This is a genomic window from Pseudoalteromonas sp. CF6-2, from assembly GCF_021729425.1.
In the GTDB taxonomy this organism is placed as follows: Bacteria; Pseudomonadota; Gammaproteobacteria; order Enterobacterales; family Alteromonadaceae; genus Pseudoalteromonas; species Pseudoalteromonas arabiensis.
In genome coordinates this window covers 3,144,432-3,161,384 of record NZ_CP091442.1, presented here as the reverse complement: position 1 = coordinate 3,161,384, position 16,953 = coordinate 3,144,432, and the positions used below count along the sequence as shown (strand labels likewise).

The 16,953-nt window shown below is 38.8% G+C and carries 21 protein-coding genes; 14 read left to right on the top strand and 7 right to left on the bottom strand.

Annotated elements, in window-relative coordinates:
* The first annotated feature begins 193 nt into the window (after nucleotides 1–193).
* Nucleotides 194–1,054, top strand: coding sequence for a phage integrase N-terminal domain-containing protein (locus L3Q70_RS14680; protein WP_237114510.1), 861 nt, complete (start codon nucleotides 194–196; stop codon nucleotides 1,052–1,054).
* Nucleotides 1,055–1,117: 63 nt separating this feature from the next.
* Here L3Q70_RS14680 and L3Q70_RS14675 read toward each other — a convergent pair whose 3' ends face one another.
* Both L3Q70_RS14675 and L3Q70_RS14670 read right to left on the bottom strand, forming a co-directional pair.
* Nucleotides 1,118–1,879 carry a hypothetical protein gene (locus L3Q70_RS14675; RefSeq protein ID WP_237114509.1) on the bottom strand — a complete coding sequence of 254 codons (762 nt, stop codon included), beginning with the start codon at nucleotides 1,877–1,879 and terminating at the stop codon, nucleotides 1,118–1,120.
* A 37-nt stretch (nucleotides 1,880–1,916) separates the two neighbouring features.
* Nucleotides 1,917–2,183, bottom strand: a complete 267-nt coding sequence (locus L3Q70_RS14670) for a helix-turn-helix transcriptional regulator (RefSeq protein ID WP_138616106.1) — start codon at nucleotides 2,181–2,183, stop codon at nucleotides 1,917–1,919.
* Nucleotides 2,184–2,295: 112 nt separating this feature from the next.
* On the opposite strand from L3Q70_RS14670, the gene L3Q70_RS14665 reads away from it, so the two are divergent.
* From L3Q70_RS14665 to L3Q70_RS14640, 6 genes are all read left to right on the top strand, one after another.
* On the top strand, nucleotides 2,296–2,505 hold the full coding sequence (locus L3Q70_RS14665) for a hypothetical protein (RefSeq protein ID WP_237114508.1): 210 nt from the start codon (nucleotides 2,296–2,298) through the stop codon (nucleotides 2,503–2,505).
* A gap of 55 nt (nucleotides 2,506–2,560) precedes the next feature.
* Nucleotides 2,561–2,938, top strand: coding sequence for a hypothetical protein (locus L3Q70_RS14660; RefSeq protein WP_237114507.1), 378 nt, complete (start codon nucleotides 2,561–2,563; stop codon nucleotides 2,936–2,938).
* Nucleotides 2,939–3,455: 517 nt separating this feature from the next.
* Nucleotides 3,456–3,656, top strand: coding sequence for a helix-turn-helix domain-containing protein (locus L3Q70_RS14655; protein WP_033032042.1), 201 nt, complete (start codon nucleotides 3,456–3,458; stop codon nucleotides 3,654–3,656).
* A gap of 8 nt (nucleotides 3,657–3,664) precedes the next feature.
* Complete coding sequence (locus L3Q70_RS14650) at nucleotides 3,665–4,462, top strand: replication initiator protein A (RefSeq protein WP_267145282.1); 798 nt, start codon at nucleotides 3,665–3,667, stop codon at nucleotides 4,460–4,462.
* 355 nt (nucleotides 4,463–4,817) lie between these two features.
* Nucleotides 4,818–5,792, top strand: a complete 975-nt coding sequence (locus L3Q70_RS14645) for a hypothetical protein (protein WP_237114505.1) — start codon at nucleotides 4,818–4,820, stop codon at nucleotides 5,790–5,792.
* Nucleotides 5,789–6,262 (top strand): Panacea domain-containing protein, encoded by a 474-nt coding sequence (locus tag L3Q70_RS14640; RefSeq protein WP_237114504.1) that lies wholly within the window; start codon nucleotides 5,789–5,791, stop codon nucleotides 6,260–6,262. The genes L3Q70_RS14645 and L3Q70_RS14640 overlap by 4 nt, the downstream gene beginning before the upstream one ends.
* Before the next feature lie 60 nt (nucleotides 6,263–6,322).
* Here the strand turns inward: L3Q70_RS14640 and L3Q70_RS14635 are convergent, their stop codons facing one another.
* Complete coding sequence (locus L3Q70_RS14635; protein WP_237114503.1) at nucleotides 6,323–7,639, bottom strand: tyrosine-type recombinase/integrase; 1,317 nt, start codon at nucleotides 7,637–7,639, stop codon at nucleotides 6,323–6,325.
* A 412-nt stretch (nucleotides 7,640–8,051) separates the two neighbouring features.
* Between L3Q70_RS14635 and L3Q70_RS14630 the strand changes: the two genes are divergently transcribed.
* From L3Q70_RS14630 to L3Q70_RS14620, 3 genes are all read left to right on the top strand, one after another.
* The gene (locus L3Q70_RS14630) at nucleotides 8,052–8,537 is read left to right on the top strand and encodes a hypothetical protein (RefSeq protein ID WP_237114502.1); all 486 of its coding nucleotides are present in this window, start codon (nucleotides 8,052–8,054) and stop codon (nucleotides 8,535–8,537) included.
* Entirely contained in the window at nucleotides 8,534–8,956 is a 423-nt protein-coding gene (locus L3Q70_RS14625; protein WP_237114501.1) for a hypothetical protein, read from the top strand. The genes L3Q70_RS14630 and L3Q70_RS14625 overlap by 4 nt, the downstream gene beginning before the upstream one ends.
* Nucleotides 8,957–9,076: 120 nt before the next feature.
* Complete coding sequence (locus L3Q70_RS14620) at nucleotides 9,077–9,499, top strand: hypothetical protein (protein ID WP_193987876.1); 423 nt, start codon at nucleotides 9,077–9,079, stop codon at nucleotides 9,497–9,499.
* A gap of 137 nt (nucleotides 9,500–9,636) precedes the next feature.
* Here L3Q70_RS14620 and galE read toward each other — a convergent pair whose 3' ends face one another.
* Complete coding sequence (galE, locus tag L3Q70_RS14615) at nucleotides 9,637–10,650, bottom strand: UDP-glucose 4-epimerase GalE (protein ID WP_193987875.1); 1,014 nt, start codon at nucleotides 10,648–10,650, stop codon at nucleotides 9,637–9,639.
* A gap of 211 nt (nucleotides 10,651–10,861) precedes the next feature.
* Here galE and L3Q70_RS14610 point away from each other — a divergent pair, with 211 nt between their 5' ends.
* Nucleotides 10,862–11,365 carry a DUF3016 domain-containing protein gene (locus L3Q70_RS14610; RefSeq protein WP_237114500.1) on the top strand — a complete coding sequence of 168 codons (504 nt, stop codon included), beginning with the start codon at nucleotides 10,862–10,864 and terminating at the stop codon, nucleotides 11,363–11,365.
* Between the two features lie 134 nt (nucleotides 11,366–11,499).
* Here the strand turns inward: L3Q70_RS14610 and L3Q70_RS14605 are convergent, their stop codons facing one another.
* Nucleotides 11,500–11,790, bottom strand: coding sequence for a prephenate dehydrogenase (locus L3Q70_RS14605; RefSeq protein WP_237114499.1), 291 nt, complete (start codon nucleotides 11,788–11,790; stop codon nucleotides 11,500–11,502).
* Between the two features lie 72 nt (nucleotides 11,791–11,862).
* On the opposite strand from L3Q70_RS14605, the gene L3Q70_RS14600 reads away from it, so the two are divergent.
* Nucleotides 11,863–12,075 carry a hypothetical protein gene (locus L3Q70_RS14600; RefSeq protein WP_237114498.1) on the top strand — a complete coding sequence of 71 codons (213 nt, stop codon included), beginning with the start codon at nucleotides 11,863–11,865 and terminating at the stop codon, nucleotides 12,073–12,075.
* Here the strand turns inward: L3Q70_RS14600 and epmB are convergent, their stop codons facing one another.
* Nucleotides 12,076–13,089, bottom strand: a complete 1,014-nt coding sequence (gene epmB / locus L3Q70_RS14595) for an EF-P beta-lysylation protein EpmB (RefSeq protein ID WP_193987871.1) — start codon at nucleotides 13,087–13,089, stop codon at nucleotides 12,076–12,078.
* Nucleotides 13,090–13,130: 41 nt separating this feature from the next.
* Here epmB and efp point away from each other — a divergent pair, with 41 nt between their 5' ends.
* Together efp and epmA are read left to right on the top strand one after the other, a co-directional pair.
* Nucleotides 13,131–13,697, top strand: a complete 567-nt coding sequence (gene efp / locus L3Q70_RS14590) for an elongation factor P (protein WP_062568522.1) — start codon at nucleotides 13,131–13,133, stop codon at nucleotides 13,695–13,697.
* 67 nt (nucleotides 13,698–13,764) lie between these two features.
* A complete protein-coding gene (gene epmA, locus L3Q70_RS14585) occupies nucleotides 13,765–14,739 on the top strand; it encodes an elongation factor P--(R)-beta-lysine ligase (protein ID WP_237114497.1) in 975 nt (324 codons plus the stop codon).
* Nucleotides 14,740–14,807: 68 nt separating this feature from the next.
* Here the strand turns inward: epmA and L3Q70_RS14580 are convergent, their stop codons facing one another.
* Nucleotides 14,808–16,907, bottom strand: coding sequence for a TonB-dependent receptor (locus L3Q70_RS14580; protein WP_237114496.1), 2,100 nt, complete (start codon nucleotides 16,905–16,907; stop codon nucleotides 14,808–14,810).
* Nucleotides 16,908–16,953: the final 46 nt, after the last annotated feature.

Sequence of the window (16,953 nt, the reverse complement as noted above, 5' to 3'; positions counted from 1 at the left end):
TAGTCTGCGCCTTGAATCAACAGACTCAGTGCCGCTTTGCTTGTTTGCTTTTGATCAGCCAGCCCATGTGTCTTATGACAACTTTTTTAGTTATGCACTAACTAAGTGGCTTTAAAACTTACCTTTATTGGCTTACGCCCCCTGATCTTCGGTTTTGGTTTTCTATCTTCCACTTAAATTTTGAGGAGTTGATATGAGCCAGTTGGGATATTCACTAAATCAGTTAAACATTAATAACAAAGAGCGTAGTCATGCTACACGTCAAAATAGGAAGAGCATTTTTAATCTTGTTGCTAAACAGCTTCATGGCTTTGGCTTTAAGTTAAAAGATGCAAAAGGGTTAAAACCTAAACACGTAAATGCTTTAGTAAAGCATTGGCAAGATCAAAAGCTTGCAAACAAGACTATCAAAAATCGAATGTCGGCCATTAGATGGTGGGCAGACAAAGTAGGTAAACGTAATGTAGTCGGTCGTACTAATGATGAATACGGTATTGATAAGGTACGCAATAGTCCTTTGGGGAAATCCAAGGAGCTTGATATGCAGAAGCATGCACAGATTAATTGCCCATACGTAAAGTTTTCACTGCGCCTACAACAAGAGTTTGGACTACGCCGAGAAGAGGCGATAAAGTTCAATGTCAGCTATGCAGATCAAGGTAATTATATCCGCTTAAAAGGCTCATGGACTAAAGGCGGTAAACCCCGTACCTTACCTATCCTGAAAGAGTCACAGCGCTCTCTGCTTGATGAAGTTCGCTTTTTTACACGCTCATCATTAATTCGCGTGACAGACCGCTACGTAGACCAAATGCGCCGCTATGAGCGCGAAACTAATAAGGTAGGCCTTAGCAAAAATCATGGTTTACGCCATCACTATGCCCGTCAACGTTATCTAGAACTAACTGGTTGGCAATGCCCCGCTAATGGAGGGCCACGTCGTATGCATTTAGTAGGCAAAGAACGAGAGCTAGATTACAAGGCACGAATGATAATTAGCCGTGAGCTTGGACATGAGCGGTTTAGTATTACGTATACATATTTGGGGAGCTGATCATTAAACGTGTGAAGTATCACAGCACTTATTTTTGAGGCTATAAAATTAGGCATGCCTAATTTAATAGTCTCCAATGTCTATAAATTTGCTGTCAGCAAGTGTCCACTTATAATAAAAGTCTCGGTGATTTCTGGGAATACAAATAGCTCCCTTATCAAGTTCTATTTTTACAGCGCCAATAATCCCGTGTGCTGTGAGTGTTCCTAAACTCTGCCAGTTTTGTATTCGATTAAGATCTTCTGCAAAAAGAGGCGGATGAAATTTATAAACGGACAGCTGCACATTGTGTATTTGTTCATCACAATCAATTACCCCTAATATAAGTTCATCTATCCCATCACCATCGATATCAAATTGTGCAACTATATATTCATTTGTATTTTTAGGGCATAAAGGTGGTTCATCTACTTCTTCGTAACCAACATTGAAGAACTTAGGTAACTCAATCGATTGACCCCTGTCAAAATATACCCTAAATCTCAGGTCTGTTTGTTCAAAGTAAGCGCAAATTTTTGTTGGGTACTGGTGAAATTTTTGCTTAATCAGGTTAAGTTTCAAAATATCGCCATTGAGTATTTCACTGATAGTTAGCTCACATGCATTAATCTTGCTTGAGCCTGATAGGCTTTTGAAGTTCTTCTGTTGAAGTTTGATGTGCTCAAACCAAGGAATTAAGTCACTTCTAATAAGTGGAAAGATACTAACGATTGCTAACATTAAAACAATTATTGGTTCTAAGTTCTCTTCGGGAAAAAAGATCCATGTTACAGCTAATAGAATGACTAAAATTAACAACCAGAATGAGATTGTGGGCTTTCTCATTAAAACTCCTTTTAAAAATTTACTATGCCTAAGTTTATTAGCTCACAGACCAAGTTAATATACTTTCAGCCAATTCATCTTCGATACAAAACAGGTACGCAGTTGGCACTTCTAAAATATCAGCCAGAGCTTTCACTGTTTTAAAGTCTGGAGAATGTACGCCTTTTTCGTACTGGTTCATTCTTGCTGATGCTGCAAACTGATCCATTCCAGCCAAAATTCCCAACTGTTTTTGCGATAGCCCTTTGGCTTTTCTTGCCTCTTTTAAGCGTTTTGGAAATGGTGATTCGTCATTAGTTTTCATTATTTATTGTTCTTAGCTTGAAAACTAAGAGTTTCTTAGCTTTAATTGAATCTAGATACTAAGGAATCCTTAGTTTTTGCTTTTGTAACGAATTTAGTTTGGAGGAATGAATATGCTTGAAACATTTGTGTGTATATCAGTCGGGACTATCTACTTGTTGGTAAGTATATTTACAAGTGATGAGCAGTCGTCGAAAGAAAACGAGCAACTAGATAAATTGAATGATGGTATGGGCAATATTATCGCTGATGGTGAATTTATGTCGCATGCAGAGGCAGAAGATGCTCAATCACGTGGTGAGCTTTACGACACCTATTACTAATCACTTAAAGAATAGGGGAGCAAAATTAGGCATGCCTAATTTTAAGGAGCAATTTATGCTACTTTTAGAGCTATACAAAAATGTTGAGCTAAGGCCATTCATCCCAGTAGTCGTTGAGTTTCAAAGCCGCTTGGCTGGTATCGAAGCTGAATGTGAACCATTAGGGCTATCATTTGAGAAAGAATTGCAATCAGAGCAAGAAATGTTTTTTGCTTTGATTTCTCAAAAAGCGTTTGCTTTCGATGTGACAAATGAAACCGGTGAGGTTTGGGATATTAGATTAGAGCCTTTCAGTCATTTTAAGTCTCGAAGCAAAAAAATAACTTTTCCCTTTATGGGTTGTAATGAGCAGAAGCAACAAAATATTAGTGAGTGGATTATTGCTTTGTGTAATTGGGAAGGATCTTTTCTATACTCAAGTGCAAAGCATTAGCAGAGATTGCAGTTATGACAATATACGAATGGTTTCAAATGTGGATTTTAATGGTGTTAGCTATTAGAGCCACTCGTCGTTACGACAAGTTAAAAAATAGCCTTTTTGCAGCAATTAAAGAAGGCAGGATTTAAACATGGCTCCTGTACTCGCTGGTTGCGCTTTGATTTTAAGCCTTGTGATCTTCTTCGCTGTTTTGTTTTATTTCAAATGTAAGTGATATTGCATAGAGCCTCTCCAAAAGCCTACTTAAAAAGCTTATCAAGCAAATTTTTTTGTAGGTGTTTTTATTAGCTAATCCCATTTTAAAAAAATAATAACTATAAAAATCAAATGGTTAGTTTTTATAGTTACTAAGTTGTGTTGCTTTCCCCTAAAACATTAAAAACCCCCCGAAAGTTCCCCTAGCTTTTAAAGGACAACTGTTGGAACACTAAATTACCATTGTTGCTCAACTAATTAATAATGTGTTGAGCTAATAATTGAGCTCAACACTTACGCTTTGAGGTCAATAATAATGGAAAAGGTATTTTATCGTTCGGAAGAAGTAGCCGACTTACTTTTTATCAGCAAACAAGCTCTTTTTAATCAAATCTCTAAGAACAAACAAGGCTGTGGAAATTACCCATTACCACCGCATATTAAAATTGGCGCTCGATTACTTTTCCCTGTTGAAGACTTTCACAACTGGTTAGCTTCTCAACCAAGAAATAAGTAACGCTAGTTATGGCGTATTTCGAGTGCAAAATGACTCATGTCAATTTGAAATCAGATATGTTTTCAATGGTGTGGCCTGTGTTTGCATTAGACGGAAAGTCTAAAGGTACGTTAGATTTCTCATATAAAGGTGTATCGATAAAAATTGTTCCGAGCGTCCAGGGTCGAGCAACCATCAAAGATAAAGAAGTACTCATTTATTGCTTGAGCCATATCATGGCTGCAAAAAATGCTAAGTTAGAGCTCAGTAACACAGTTCGCTTCAACACCTATGATTTCCTAAAGGCTACAGGGAGAGGAACATCAGGAAAAGAGTACAAACTTGTTGAAAAGGCTTTATATCGACTCGCAGGAACTTTAATTACGACTGATTACAAGTTTAATGGCCGAAGATTTTTGGAAAATATGGGTCTCATCGAAGGCTTTAAGTTAATCGAAGGTAGTGGTTTAAGCCGCTGGCAAGTAACATTGCCCGATTGGCTCATTGAGACGATTGATGACAATGATGTATTAACATTACATGAAGACTACTTTCAATTATCAAAACCATTTGATCGCAGACTTTATGAAGTCTGCCGGAAGCGCTGCGGTAGGCCTTCTAAGCAAGTTATCAAATTAGATAATTTACGAGAAAGAATCGGTGTAAGGCTACCGCTATCAGCTTTAAAGAATCGTATCCAAAAAATTAAAAAAATTTTAGATTATCGAATTAGAGTTGAGAGCGATGACGTATTAATTTTTCGTGATACTGAAAGCGGCAGAAGACAGCTTGCAAAGTTTGAAGTTGAACGTTTACGAAAAGGGTAATGGGCAGATAAGAATCGTACTTTTGGTTTTGGATAGTATCGTACTTTTGATCCAAACCATCGTACTTTTAGTTTTTATGAGTCGTACTTTTGATTTTTTATCTTTTCTGGAAGCGTTGTATTTACTGCATATTTGAAGCGCTAAACGGGTAGGGTTGTGAAACGTATTTAAATATATAAATAAACCCAAAATAGGTAATGATTAGTAAAAATATATTTAGAGGAATCTAAAAAATATTTTATTTACATTGTTAATATCTTTTTGATACCACACTTTTTAATTCCGTTTTAAAAAGTAAGGTGGGGGTGTTAATATCAGCGTATAGTTAATACTTGAACTTTCAGGGAAGATTAGATTGTTTAGCAAATTTGGATTTAGTGGTAAATCGGACATTTTCATAAGACTTGGAGATGGCTTTGGTAAAGGGTTGTTTATTTTTTTTGCGACATCAGGGACTATATTGCTGTCTTTTGGTAGTGCTTTCGCTGGCAGCTTCGATTTAAATAAAAGCTGGGGTGAAGTAAGCGGTATCCCTGACAGTGTGAGCTTTATTCTTTTTAATCCATATTCAGTTTTAGGCTTTGGTGCTTTACTTTTTTTGTTGGGCGCAATAGGCACATATCAAGACCAAGGTAAACAAAATAAAAGAATGGATGAGCTTTCAGTCGAAAATCAGAAGCATGCTGAGACTAAAAGTGCACTCAATACTGCTCAAGAAGAGGTACAAGAAACTAAGTCTAAACTAATTGAAAAGCATAATGAGCTCGTTACTACTTTTCTAAAAGGTGTATTCAGGCAGCTAGACTTAAATACTCATGCTAGAGTATCACTTTACTATGAGCATGATGAAGAATTTTATATTTTGGCTAGGTATTCGGCAAATCCCACGTACTCTAAAATTCATAGGCAAAAGTTCCCTTTAAATCAAGGGGTTATAAGTAAGGCTTGGCAGCATAATTGCCACGAGGAGAATAATTGTCCATCCGCAAGTGCTGACTTTAATGCATATCGGCAATACTTAAAAGATACTTATTCGTACGAAATTGATAAAATAAATGCTCTAGCGATGAATAGTTGTAGGTATTACGCGAAAGCAATTGTGGATGCAGATGTTCATATTGGTGTTATAGTATTTGAAAGTACGCAAACAGATTTCCTTGAAGGTACTCTGAAAGTAGATGTCAATACTTACTGTGAGAGCCATCAAGGACAAATTTCTAAATTTGTGAGAGATAGTTTGAACTTTGACAAAGAGGTAACAATCAAACGTTCTGGCGTTCAATTATCAGTTGAAGATGATTTATTAGAAGTGTTAGGAGGGGGATCATGAATAAACTACAAAATATTATCGCTTTTATTTGTGTGCATTACCCATACAAATCAGAGCTAACGAAAGCAAGAGTAACAAAACTTGTTTATTTAGCTGATTGGTTTTCCGCACTTCTTGATAAACAACAGATGACTGATATTAAATGGGTATTTAATCATTATGGGCCTTATGTAGATGATGTGGTTGATGCTGCGCATAGTTCTTTTGGTTTTAAAATAGAGCATCAAAGTACGATGTATGGCTCATCAAAATATGTTTTGTCTTATAATGGGAAGGAAGATGCTATTAAGTTAGCAGAACGAGATAAAGACATATTGAATGCAGTTATGGAAAAGACTAAATCGATGTATTTTAATCAATTTGTTGATTACGTTTATTCCACATACCCTGTTAAAACAAAAGAAAGATACTCAACCTTTAATTTAGTTAAACTTGCAGAAAATTATAAAAGTAAAGAAGCTGCAATTTGAGGATCGTCAATAAAAAGTCCCTAAAAGGGACTTTTTTGTTTAACATGTACTAGCTCAGACTCAACTTAACAAAGTGCTCATCAACTCAACCTTCTGTTCCTTAGTAAAGCTTGCCAACAGACTTTTCATTTCACTCATTTTATTTTCTGGCTCTCGTTCAATCAAACCAGCATATTTGGCTATTGTTTCTGTTACCTTTTCTGCGGGCTCTTTAAGCTCTTCAGCGGTTAAAATTAAATAGCCAGCAGTTACATCACTTTTATCTGTAATATGGTTTAGAAGGCGTTTCAGGAGGTATCCTGATACTCCGCTACTCTCAGCCATTGATGTAAATGTACGGCGCAAATCATGCGAAGTGATTTTTACTCCTGCAATTTGGCATACATGTTTCAACGTTTTTTTAGGATCAGTGAGGTAGCCCTTTTTACTGTTTGTCCCAAACACATAGTCAGATACTTTGTATTCTTTTCGTCGATTAAATATCTCAGCTAATCGATCTGTAATAGGAAACTCGACGTCCAAGCCATTTTTTGTATCTTCTAAAATGAATATCCTATCTTCAAGGTGTACTTGTGACCAAGGAAGTTGCAGTAACTCTGATCTTCTTAGGCCTGAAAAGGTTAAAAATTCTAGGTAATCACAAAAAGCAACGCGGCTATTTTGACGATACTTGGCAGCTTCATTTCTAACTTCATATAGCGCGTCTATGAATGGTTTTAGTTGTGAACGGCGCAGTCTTGTTGTTTTACGCTTTACATTATTCCAGCTTCGTTTTTCAGAAAGAGCATCTACAGGATTTTCTGGAAATAATGAACGACCTTCTGAAGATTTGTATTCAGCCTTAGCAAAGTTAAATAAAGCACGCATTAGGCGCATGGTATAATTTGCCTGAGCAGGGCTTCTTGAGGTGATTTCTCGTTGGCGTTTTAAAATCATTGTTTGATTAATATCGGCTAAGCGCTTGTTATGCCAGTCCGGTAGATAGCAGTCCATTTTTTGCTTATAACCTCTTTCAGTTATAGGCTTAAGAGCTCTAGATTCGATGTACGAATCAAAAGCTTCTTTCAAGGTAACTGAAGCCGCTCTAAACTGGCGCTTAAGGTCATTAGGATTAATACCCTCAGCGATATCTGCCATTACCTTTCTAGCCATTCGCCTTGCATCATCGAGTGCAATTGATGGAAAGTAACCAAGGGTGACATTAATAGGGGTGTCTCTCCCTGGGATCTTTTTATAAACTCTAAATGATTTTTTACCAGCTACGCTCACATCTAAAATCAGTCCTGACAATAGGCTGTCATAATAGCGAGTGCGTTTACCGTTTGATTCAATCTTTTCAAGCGACAATTCTGTGAAGCGAAATTTTGTGTCAGACATATGGTGCTACCTCTGTGCTACTTTGAACGTAAAATTTAACGTTCTGAAATACATAATGATTTATGCATCAGAGGTATGGGTTATTCAATAACCCTATGATATAGCTATGAAAATTAGTAAATGGTTATATCAAAAAGTAACTCGTAGTAAGTCCTTATTTTGCAACTCATAATCGTTAGGTCCCCAGTTCAAGTCTGGGAGGGGCCACCATTTTTACAAGCTTCTCAAGTAAACACCTACTAACAGAAATTACCCAAACTATTTTTACAATAATTTACGAGCTGTATTGGCTTTTGACCAACAAGAACATTCAAGTATAGAAAGTAATCAAAAATTGATGTCCCCTTTTTCTTTTATTAACGAGGGAATATTATGTCAACTGAAAAAATGATCGAACGAAATAATAGGTGTATTGCGCGATAAAATCAGAAATGCAGATACAAAAACCGTTATGGGCTGTGTTGCGATTGCAACGAGCGCGGATATGTTATCTGGTGCAAAACTATCTAAGTCACAATATAGTCATATTGTTAATAACCCTCAGCGATGTAATTTAATTAAAATCGCTTTATATAAAGATTTAACTAGATTAATAACAGAGAAAGCTATACCCAAATTATTATCTGCTGCAGATCCAACTTCAGATTTATCTGAAGTAGCTTTTATGTCCGAAGCATTAGCTGATGCTGCTGGCGAGACTTTAGAATTAAAAACTGGTATACCTGCATTTAAAACAGTAGCTGTTTTGAATGCATTAAGTGCAGGTATTCAAATTAAAACCATGTGGGATATACAGGCGATTGAAAGTAGCTTTGCGCAAAGTCCCATGCAGTTTGAAAAGTTATTCGCCGATTGGAGAAGCTGGAATATCGCAGAGCGTTATCAGGTGGCACAATGAAAAAGTTTTTAGTTTTATTATTACCAAGTACATGCTTTGCACAGTTTTCAGATTTATCTTTGTGTGAGGATAAGCAAACTATGCTAGGTATGGACTTTTATGATAAGTGCGTAGGTGTAGCAGACGCCTCTGTACAAAAGTTAAAGTCTGATATAACAGCGAAGCAACTTTATGATTACATCACAATGGGCATCAAAGATGTGAACGCTTTGGAAAAACACCTTTCTGATGACTTGATTGGTATAGTGCACGCATTAATATCGATTGACCCAAACCCGCTTTATTACACGACTGTTGGTAATAATATTTTAGTGAACACAAGAGAAGGGCTAAATATTTTTGAAAAGCATGATGGCTACTGGTTGCAAAAGTTAGTATCAAATAGACCTCATGAGGAATATGATTCATCCGAAAACTAATTCAATATTGAATAACCATTTTAGTAAACCTCACTTATACAGCTTGAGGTTTAACGCAGATTAAAAGTTATTCGCCGATTGGAGAAGCTGTAACATCGAAGAGCGTTATCAGGTGGCACAATGAAAAAGTTTTTAGTTTTATTATTACCAAGTACATGCTTTGCACAGTTTTCAGATTTATCTTTGTGTGAGGATAAGCAAACTATGCTAGGGGTGGATTTTTATGATAAGTGTGTGGGTGTGGCAGATGCCTCTGTACAAAAGTTAAAGTCTGACATAACAGTAGAACAGCTTTATGATTACATCACAACGGGCATCGAAGATGTAAATGCTTTAGAAAAACACCTTTCGGATGACATGATAGGTAGGGTACATGCATTGATATTGATTGATCCAAACCCGCTTTATTACACGACTGTTGGTAATAATATTTTAGTGAAGACTAGGGAAGGGCTAAATATTTTTGAAAAGCATGATGGCTACTGGTTGCAAAAGTTAGTATCAAATAGACCTCGTGAGGAATATGATTCATCCGAAAACTAATTCAATATTGAATAACCATTTAAGTAAACCTCACTTATACAGCTTGAGGTTTAGTGTAGATTAAAAGTTATTCGCCGCTTAAAAAGCCGGCATAAACACCGGCTTAAAAACATATTTAAAGCGCTAATACTGGCTGATTACTTATAACCATTAGGGTTATTGCTTTGCCAACGCCACGTATCTTGCATCATTTCATCAATACCTCGCTCAGCTTGCCAACCTAGTTCATTGAATGCCTTTTCAGTTGCAGCATAACAGGCGGCTATATCGCCAGAGCGACGTGGTGATATTTGGTAAGGTACGGCTTGACCACTGGCTTTCTCGAAGGCGTTGACCATCTCTAGTACTGAATAGCCGTTTCCTGTGCCAAGGTTATAAATATGGGCACCTGTATTATCGGCAATGCGTTCTAGTGCTTTTAAGTGGCCTAATGCCAAATCAACCACATGGATATAATCACGAACACCGGTACCATCTTTTGTATTGTAGTCATCGCCAAATACGCTGAGTTTTTCGAGCCTTCCTACAGCAACTTGTGAAATATACGGCAATAAATTATTTGGAATATCATTAGGGTCTTCACCAATGAGGCCTGATTTGTGCGCCCCTACAGGATTGAAGTAGCGTAGTAATGCTAGGGCAAAACGGTCATCTGATTTAACAATGTCTTGCAGTATCATTTCAACCATAAGCTTAGATGTGCCATATGGATTGGTTGTGCCACCCACAGGAAAATCTTCACGAATAGGTAAACTCGCAGGGTTACCATAAACGGTTGCAGATGAACTAAAAACTAATTTGAATACACCTGCATCACGCATGGCATCCACTAATGTAAGGGTACCTTGTACATTGTTTTGATAGTACTCAATAGGTTCAGCAACAGATTCGCCTACAGCTTTTAAACCAGCAAAGTGGATGACGCTATCAATGTTATGATGCTTGAAAATCTCATCAAGGCATTCTCTATCTTGTACATCTCCTTGATAAAAAGTAATTTCTTTTTCAGTGATTTGCTTAACGCGTTTAAGCGATTCGTTGGATGAGTTACTTAAGTTATCAAGAACAATAACTTCACTGCCTTGTTGGAGTAGCTCTAACACTGTATGAGAACCGATGTATCCAGCTCCGCCGGTGACTAAAATGGCCATAAAAGCTCTAAGATTAATACGTGGTTGAATAGCCTCTATTTCATCATACTTTGTAGCAAAATTATATTCTAAATTTACAATAGTAAGGGGTGTCTATTGTCTTGCTTTGGGTTACATTTTATACCATATTGGTTACAAGTGAACGATGTGGTTAAGCTATAGTTAAAGGTGACTGTTTAGTTTATATAATCGTATTTCGATGGAGAGAAAGATGAATACATTAAAGAAAATAACTCTCGCTATGATATTTGTATTGCCAGCCTTCACTTATGCGGGAGAGGCAAAGATAAAATGGCACGATTTTGATGACTATCGGGATGTACGCCCAGGGAATAACTCGACTAAAGGATCATTTCATAAAAGTGTAGCGAACAACCTTGAAAAACACTTTAGCAAGCTTGCTGAAAAACTACCAGAAGGGTATACGCTGAATGTTGAGGTGACGGATCTTGATCTTGCTGGTGATGTTCGTTTTGGTTCGATGAACGAACTGCGCATTATTAAGCCAATTTATTTTCCTAGAATCGATTTAAATTATTCAGTGACAGACAAAAGTGGCAAGGTATTAAGCGAGGCCAACGATGTAAAACTCAAGGACATGGGCTTTATGGATCGTATGAAAATGGGCCGTGATGAAGCTTATTATTACGATAAACGTTTAATCACGGATTGGTTTGAAGATGAGCTATTACCATCGTTAAACCTTGGCGAGTAATCACTATAAGCTGTAAGCCGTCAGCCATCAGTTAGGCACGGCCAAGCAGGCTTGACGTCTACGTTTGATGTAGGCGTGAAATTTATTCCGCGCGATAGCCTCTATTTACAATAAATGAAATAGAGGCTTCTACGTTACTTGAACGTCGCTAATAGTTGTAATAACTGTTGAAGCTTAATAACTGTTTTTTTCAGTTTTTCTTCGTCCATCCCGTCGTTGCTTAAGCTTTCTACATCAGCAGCAACATCGAGAACATAAGGTTTAAAGCGTTTGGCTTCAAATTCAAAACCAGCGTCTTGTGCAAATAAGGCTTTAAACTTACCATGGCCTTGTTGTTGTAGGTCATCTAATTTTTTATCGGCATCAAGTGCCTGACGATAAACAATTTTTAAATTAGCATTGAGCTGTTCAATGATCGAATCCATTTTTTTCCTAAAGCTTTAGACTGCAATGCCGATATAGTACGTGGATTGTTATAAAAAGTCAGGTAGTGAACTATGAATATATCAGGATCAAATTTACCGGCAATGAGTGGCAGTGGCGAAAGTGCGGAGCTTTATAGTGCTGCTCTTGCAAAAAAACAGCAAAAAGCTGAAGGTGCTGCTGCACTTGCGCTTATTGAAGGTGCTGCAGTAAATACGAGCGCCGCACAAACACCTGCAAAGTCTGTAACCGCAACGCTGGGTAATAATATAAACGTATACGTGTAACTAAACTAGATTGAGGTCGATAGGGGTTTTACTTTTTTCGCCACCGATCTCTCTAACTAGTTTGGGGACTAAAAACCCAGGTAATGCTGCTAGCATGTCTGACATTATTTTTTTTGCTAGTTGCTCAGGTATATCAAAATGACTCGCCCCTTCCACTTTATCGAGTAGGTGCAAGTAATAAGGCAGTATGTCAGCATCGAATAGAGCCTCACTGAGGGCTATTTGCGCGCTTGCTGTATCATTTATATCTTTTAATAACACCGCTTGATTTAACAAAGTGACCCCCACTACTTTTAGCTTTTGCATAGCCGCTTTAAAGTCATCATCAATTTCGTTTGCATGATTAATATGGTTGATAAACACCACTTTTAAAGGTGATGCTGCAAAACGGGCACACAGCTCATCGGTAATTCTTGCTGGGATCACCACAGGCAAGCGGCTATGAATACGTAGGCGTTTAATTTGTGGAAGCTGTTCTAACTCATCCATAAACCAACTAACAGCATCATCTTTAGCCATTAATGGGTCGCCACCACTTAAAATAACTTCGTTAATGTTGGTATCTGCTTTTATATAGGCGAGGGCTTCAATTAAGCTGCGCTTATTCAATTGATTTTCTTGATACGGAAAGTGGCGTCTAAAACAATAACGACAATTGACCGCACAGCCTGTTTTAAACATAACCAAAACACGAGAGCGATACTTGTGTAATAAACCAGGTTGGTCGTTATCTTGCTCTTTTAATGGATCTTTGTTGTATCCTGTTTGTGCTAAAAATTCTTGGTGCCTTGGCATTACTTGCAGCAAAAGTGGGTCGTTGATGTCGCCATAACGCATTTTTTTGATAAAAGGCTGCGGCACGCGGACAGGAAAAAGACTGCGTGCTTTGAGGTCTTTTTCGTCTACTTTGCTTGATAATCCTAGCATTTCTAGCAAGCGTTCAGGGCAAGTGACAACATTTGCCAATTCTTTTTGCCAGTTTTTATGCAAATTTACTTCATTTCTTTGTATCATTGACACGTAGACTACTCGAAATTATTTAGACAGAGGAAACGATGGCGAATTATAGCACCAATGAGTTCAAGGGCGGCCTAAAAATTATGTTAGACGGCGAACCTTGCAGCATCTTAGAAAATGAAATGGTAAAACCAGGTAAAGGCCAAGCGTTTAACCGTGTTCGTATTCGTAAACTTATCACAGGTAAAGTACTAGAAAAAACATTCAAGTCAGGTGAAACAGTTGAAGGTGCAGACGTAATGGATACAGATTTAGCGTATCTATACACTGACGGTGAGTTCTGGCACTTTATGAACAACGAAACATTTGAGCAAATCGCTGCTGATGAAAAAGCGCTTGGCGACAATGCTAAATGGTTAGTTGAAAATGACGTGTGTACAATCACACTTTGGAACGGTAGCCCAATCGCTGTGACGCCACCAAACTTTGTTGAATTAGAAATTACTGAAACAGATCCAGGTCTAAAAGGTGATACAGCGGGTACTGGCGGTAAACCAGCAACATTAAGCACAGGTGCTGTTGTTCGTGTTCCTCTATTCGTTCAAATCGGCGAAGTGATCAAAGTTGATACACGTAGCGGTGAATACGTGAGCCGTGTTAAGTAATAGGCTTAATTAAGCAATTTATTATAAAATCCCAGCTTCTGCTGGGATTTTTTTTGGGAATCACTTTATGTCTAATGTCCTTTGGCAACCAAGCGCCGATATTGAAACATTACGCGAGCGCGCTGCAATCATTCGCTGCATTCGTGAGTTTTTTTACACTCGTGATGTGATGGAGGTTGAAACGCCCAGCCTTAGTGCTGCCAGTGTAACCGATGTGCATTTAGCCACATTTAGCACAAAGTTTGTTGGCCCAGGCCATGCTGGTGGCTTGCCATTGTATTTACAAACGTCACCTGAGTTTGCCATGAAGCGTTTACTTGCTGCGGGCTCTGGTGCTATTTTTCAGCTTTGTAAAGCATTTCGAAATGAAGAAGCAGGAAGCCATCATAACCCTGAATTTACAATGCTTGAGTGGTATCGCCCTGGTTTTGATGAATTTGCGCTTATGGATGAAATGGATGAGCTTATGCAATTAGTGCTCGGCGTAGAACCCGCAGAGCGACTAACTTATCAGCAAGCCTTTATTAATGCTTTAGCTGTAGACCCTTTAACGGCTGATATCAGCACATTACAGCAACTAGCAACAGAGCAGGGTTTTGCCGATATTGCTGCGCATGAAACACATCGCGATACCTTGTTGCAGCTATTATTTTGTATGAAGGTAGAGCCAACGATTGGCCAAGAAAAGCCTTGTTTTATCTATCATTTTCCGGCTTCGCAAGCAGCGCTTGCACAAATTTGCCAGCATGATGAGCGGGTAGCAGGGCGCTTTGAGTTGTATTTTAAAAATATGGAACTGGCAAATGGCTTTAATGAATTAACGGATGCTAAAGAGCAGGCTGCTCGCTTTAAAGAAGATAACCAATACCGTGAAGCGAATGGCTTAAAACAAGTGCCAATGGATGAGCGTTTAATAGCAGCACTTGAAAATGGGCTACCGCAATGTGCGGGTGTGGCACTGGGAATTGATCGACTCATTATGCTGGCAACCAATAAGCAAAAGATTAAAGACGTACTCGCCTTTGATGTTGAAAGGGCTTAATTGTAGAGCGGGTTTACCCCGCGATTTTCGTTGATTTTAAAAGCGCGACATAAAGTCGCGCCTACGATTTATAGCTCGTAAATAAATGTCACGCCGGCAACCATAGGTTCGCCTAGTTGTGTGTAAGTGTGAGTCGCGTAACCATCTAATGGGTCGTTACCAAACTCAAAGCCACGGGTTGGTACGTCTTCGTCAAATAAGTTACGTGCCCATGCATTAATGCTCCAATTATCACTTTCATAACCAAACGAAGCATTCACTAAGTTAGTGCTTGGCGCTTTTGAGTTATGGCTATCAGAGAAGTAGTAATCGTCTTTGCCTTCTACACCAATTGATGCGTAAAGTGCTGGCGTAAAGTTATAGCGCGCAGTGAATGCATATTGGTATTTAGGTGCTTGTGCTTGGTCACGACCATCTTGATCAAGGCCTGATTGTGCAACAAAGTCATTAATTTCAGTGTGTAGATAACCCGCACTACCAGTGAGTAGCAGATTATCGGTGGCTTGGAAGCTGCCTTCAATTTCTAAACCGTAGTTTTCGCCAGAGCTTGCGTTATCGATATAGCCTGTGAACTTTTGACCTTCAACTTGCCATGATTTTAGCTGCATATCTTCGCGATACATGTAAAAAGCGGCGAGGCGTAATACAAATCTATCGTCAAGTGAGCTGCCTTTCACACCAAACTCACCGCTCCATAAATATTCAGGGGCAAATGATGTGTGATTCGCAAAGAAATCAGCATCTAGATTTAAGCCTTCATCTTTTGCTTTTGCCAGTGCTTCAGAGTTAATACCGCCCGCTTTGTAGCCACGAGTAATACTGGTGTAGATCATGGTGCGATCAATCACTTGGTATTCAAGTGCAAGCTTACCACCTACCATGACATCATCGGTTTCTTCAATAAAGCCATTGTTATCAATGTAGTCGCCTTGGTATTGCTCAACGCGCAGACCCGTAATTAAGGTTGTTTTTGGTCCTATAGGGGTTGCTACTTGACCATATGCAGCGATGTTGCTGGTTTCATAATTTGAGGTAAATGGTTGTGTCAGCCATGTGTATTGGCGTTCTAAATCAACTTCACGACCTTGATAATAAATGCCCGCTACCCATTCGCCAGACTTGCCATTAAATTGCAGTTCGGCCGCTTGATCTTTACGATCACGCAAGTAAGTATCTGTTGAGCTATAGCCCCACTCATGTAAACCTGCGGCGCAAAGCTCTGGCTGAGCTTCATCGTTACACACCCAATCTTCGTCAAAACTGTAAAGTAGCTCACTGTCGATACCTGACACATTAAGGCTTACATCAAATAAATCGAAGCCGGTGTACGTATTGGCAAGGCCAACTGCAATGCTTTCTTGGTTATCTTCGCCAGGCTCATCAGCAACACTGTAACGGCTATTATCGAGTGTGAATGCATCGTAGCCATTATTAATATCAATATAGTGAACACTCAGTTCTGTGCGTAAGTTATTTGTTAGCTGGCTGTGTAATTTAAAGCGAGAAACGAGCTCGTCTTGTCGCTGGGTATCTTTATTTAAATAACGGTTTTCAACATAACCATCAGACTCTCGTTGATAAATGCTGGCGCGCACTGCGGTGTCGTCGGTAATACCCGTGCCGGCAGCAATACCTGCCTCATAGCTGTTGTAATTACCTGCGCCAAGCTGCACTTTTACACTTGGATCAAGGGTTGGTGCCGCTGATTCCATTTGAATCATACCGGCAAGCGCATCAGCACCAAAGCGTGTGCCTTGAGGTCCACGGTAAATTTCAACTTGGTCAACATCAAATAATAATGAACTACCACCAAGGCCAGAGTAGTTAATACCGTCGATCACCAAACCTACAGATGGGTTAATTGGGTCAACAAACTGTGAGCGCAAACCAACACCACGAATTTGCACATAACGACCACGTGATGCGCCAGACGTAAAGTTCACATTCGCGGCACTTGCTAGCATCTCATCTAAAAACTTAGCGCCTCGCTGATTGATCTCATGATCAGAAAATAAGCTGGCGCTGGCGCTAAGTGTTTGAATACTTTCTTTTTGGAAATCACCAGTGACTAAAATTTTTTCTAGCTCACCGTCTTCAGCATAAGCGATTGTTGATGCTGCAAATAATGGCAAAATAGCAGCAGATAATAATGATAAACGTCGTTTCATGCGGTTCTTAACTCTATTTTAGGGACTGCTATTCTAGCAAGCCTGC

What these genes read in the sequence shown, in the direction of transcription:
- epmB (WP_193987871.1), bottom strand. Translation starts at nt 13,089, where the DNA reads ATGATACAAAGAAATGAAGTAAATTTGCATAAAAACTGGCAAAAAGAA.
- L3Q70_RS14610 (WP_237114500.1), top strand. Translation starts at nt 10,862, where the DNA reads ATGAATACATTAAAGAAAATAACTCTCGCTATGATATTTGTATTGCCA.
- L3Q70_RS14665 (WP_237114508.1), top strand. Translation starts at nt 2,296, where the DNA reads ATGCTTGAAACATTTGTGTGTATATCAGTCGGGACTATCTACTTGTTG.
- L3Q70_RS14675 (WP_237114509.1), bottom strand. Translation starts at nt 1,879, where the DNA reads ATGAGAAAGCCCACAATCTCATTCTGGTTGTTAATTTTAGTCATTCTA.
- L3Q70_RS14605 (WP_237114499.1), bottom strand. Translation starts at nt 11,790, where the DNA reads ATGGATTCGATCATTGAACAGCTCAATGCTAATTTAAAAATTGTTTAT.
- L3Q70_RS14620 (WP_193987876.1), top strand. Translation starts at nt 9,077, where the DNA reads ATGAAAAAGTTTTTAGTTTTATTATTACCAAGTACATGCTTTGCACAG.
- L3Q70_RS14680 (WP_237114510.1), top strand. Translation starts at nt 194, where the DNA reads ATGAGCCAGTTGGGATATTCACTAAATCAGTTAAACATTAATAACAAA.
- L3Q70_RS14670 (WP_138616106.1), bottom strand. Translation starts at nt 2,183, where the DNA reads ATGAAAACTAATGACGAATCACCATTTCCAAAACGCTTAAAAGAGGCA.
- L3Q70_RS14660 (WP_237114507.1), top strand. Translation starts at nt 2,561, where the DNA reads ATGCTACTTTTAGAGCTATACAAAAATGTTGAGCTAAGGCCATTCATC.
- L3Q70_RS14580 (WP_237114496.1), bottom strand. Translation starts at nt 16,907, where the DNA reads ATGAAACGACGTTTATCATTATTATCTGCTGCTATTTTGCCATTATTT.
- L3Q70_RS14600 (WP_237114498.1), top strand. Translation starts at nt 11,863, where the DNA reads ATGAATATATCAGGATCAAATTTACCGGCAATGAGTGGCAGTGGCGAA.
- L3Q70_RS14650 (WP_267145282.1), top strand. Translation starts at nt 3,665, where the DNA reads ATGGCGTATTTCGAGTGCAAAATGACTCATGTCAATTTGAAATCAGAT.
- efp (WP_062568522.1), top strand. Translation starts at nt 13,131, where the DNA reads ATGGCGAATTATAGCACCAATGAGTTCAAGGGCGGCCTAAAAATTATG.
- L3Q70_RS14640 (WP_237114504.1), top strand. Translation starts at nt 5,789, where the DNA reads ATGAATAAACTACAAAATATTATCGCTTTTATTTGTGTGCATTACCCA.
- epmA (WP_237114497.1), top strand. Translation starts at nt 13,765, where the DNA reads ATGTCTAATGTCCTTTGGCAACCAAGCGCCGATATTGAAACATTACGC.
- L3Q70_RS14635 (WP_237114503.1), bottom strand. Translation starts at nt 7,639, where the DNA reads ATGTCTGACACAAAATTTCGCTTCACAGAATTGTCGCTTGAAAAGATT.
- L3Q70_RS14625 (WP_237114501.1), top strand. Translation starts at nt 8,534, where the DNA reads ATGAAAAAGTTTTTAGTTTTATTATTACCAAGTACATGCTTTGCACAG.
- galE (WP_193987875.1), bottom strand. Translation starts at nt 10,650, where the DNA reads ATGGCCATTTTAGTCACCGGCGGAGCTGGATACATCGGTTCTCATACA.
- L3Q70_RS14655 (WP_033032042.1), top strand. Translation starts at nt 3,456, where the DNA reads ATGGAAAAGGTATTTTATCGTTCGGAAGAAGTAGCCGACTTACTTTTT.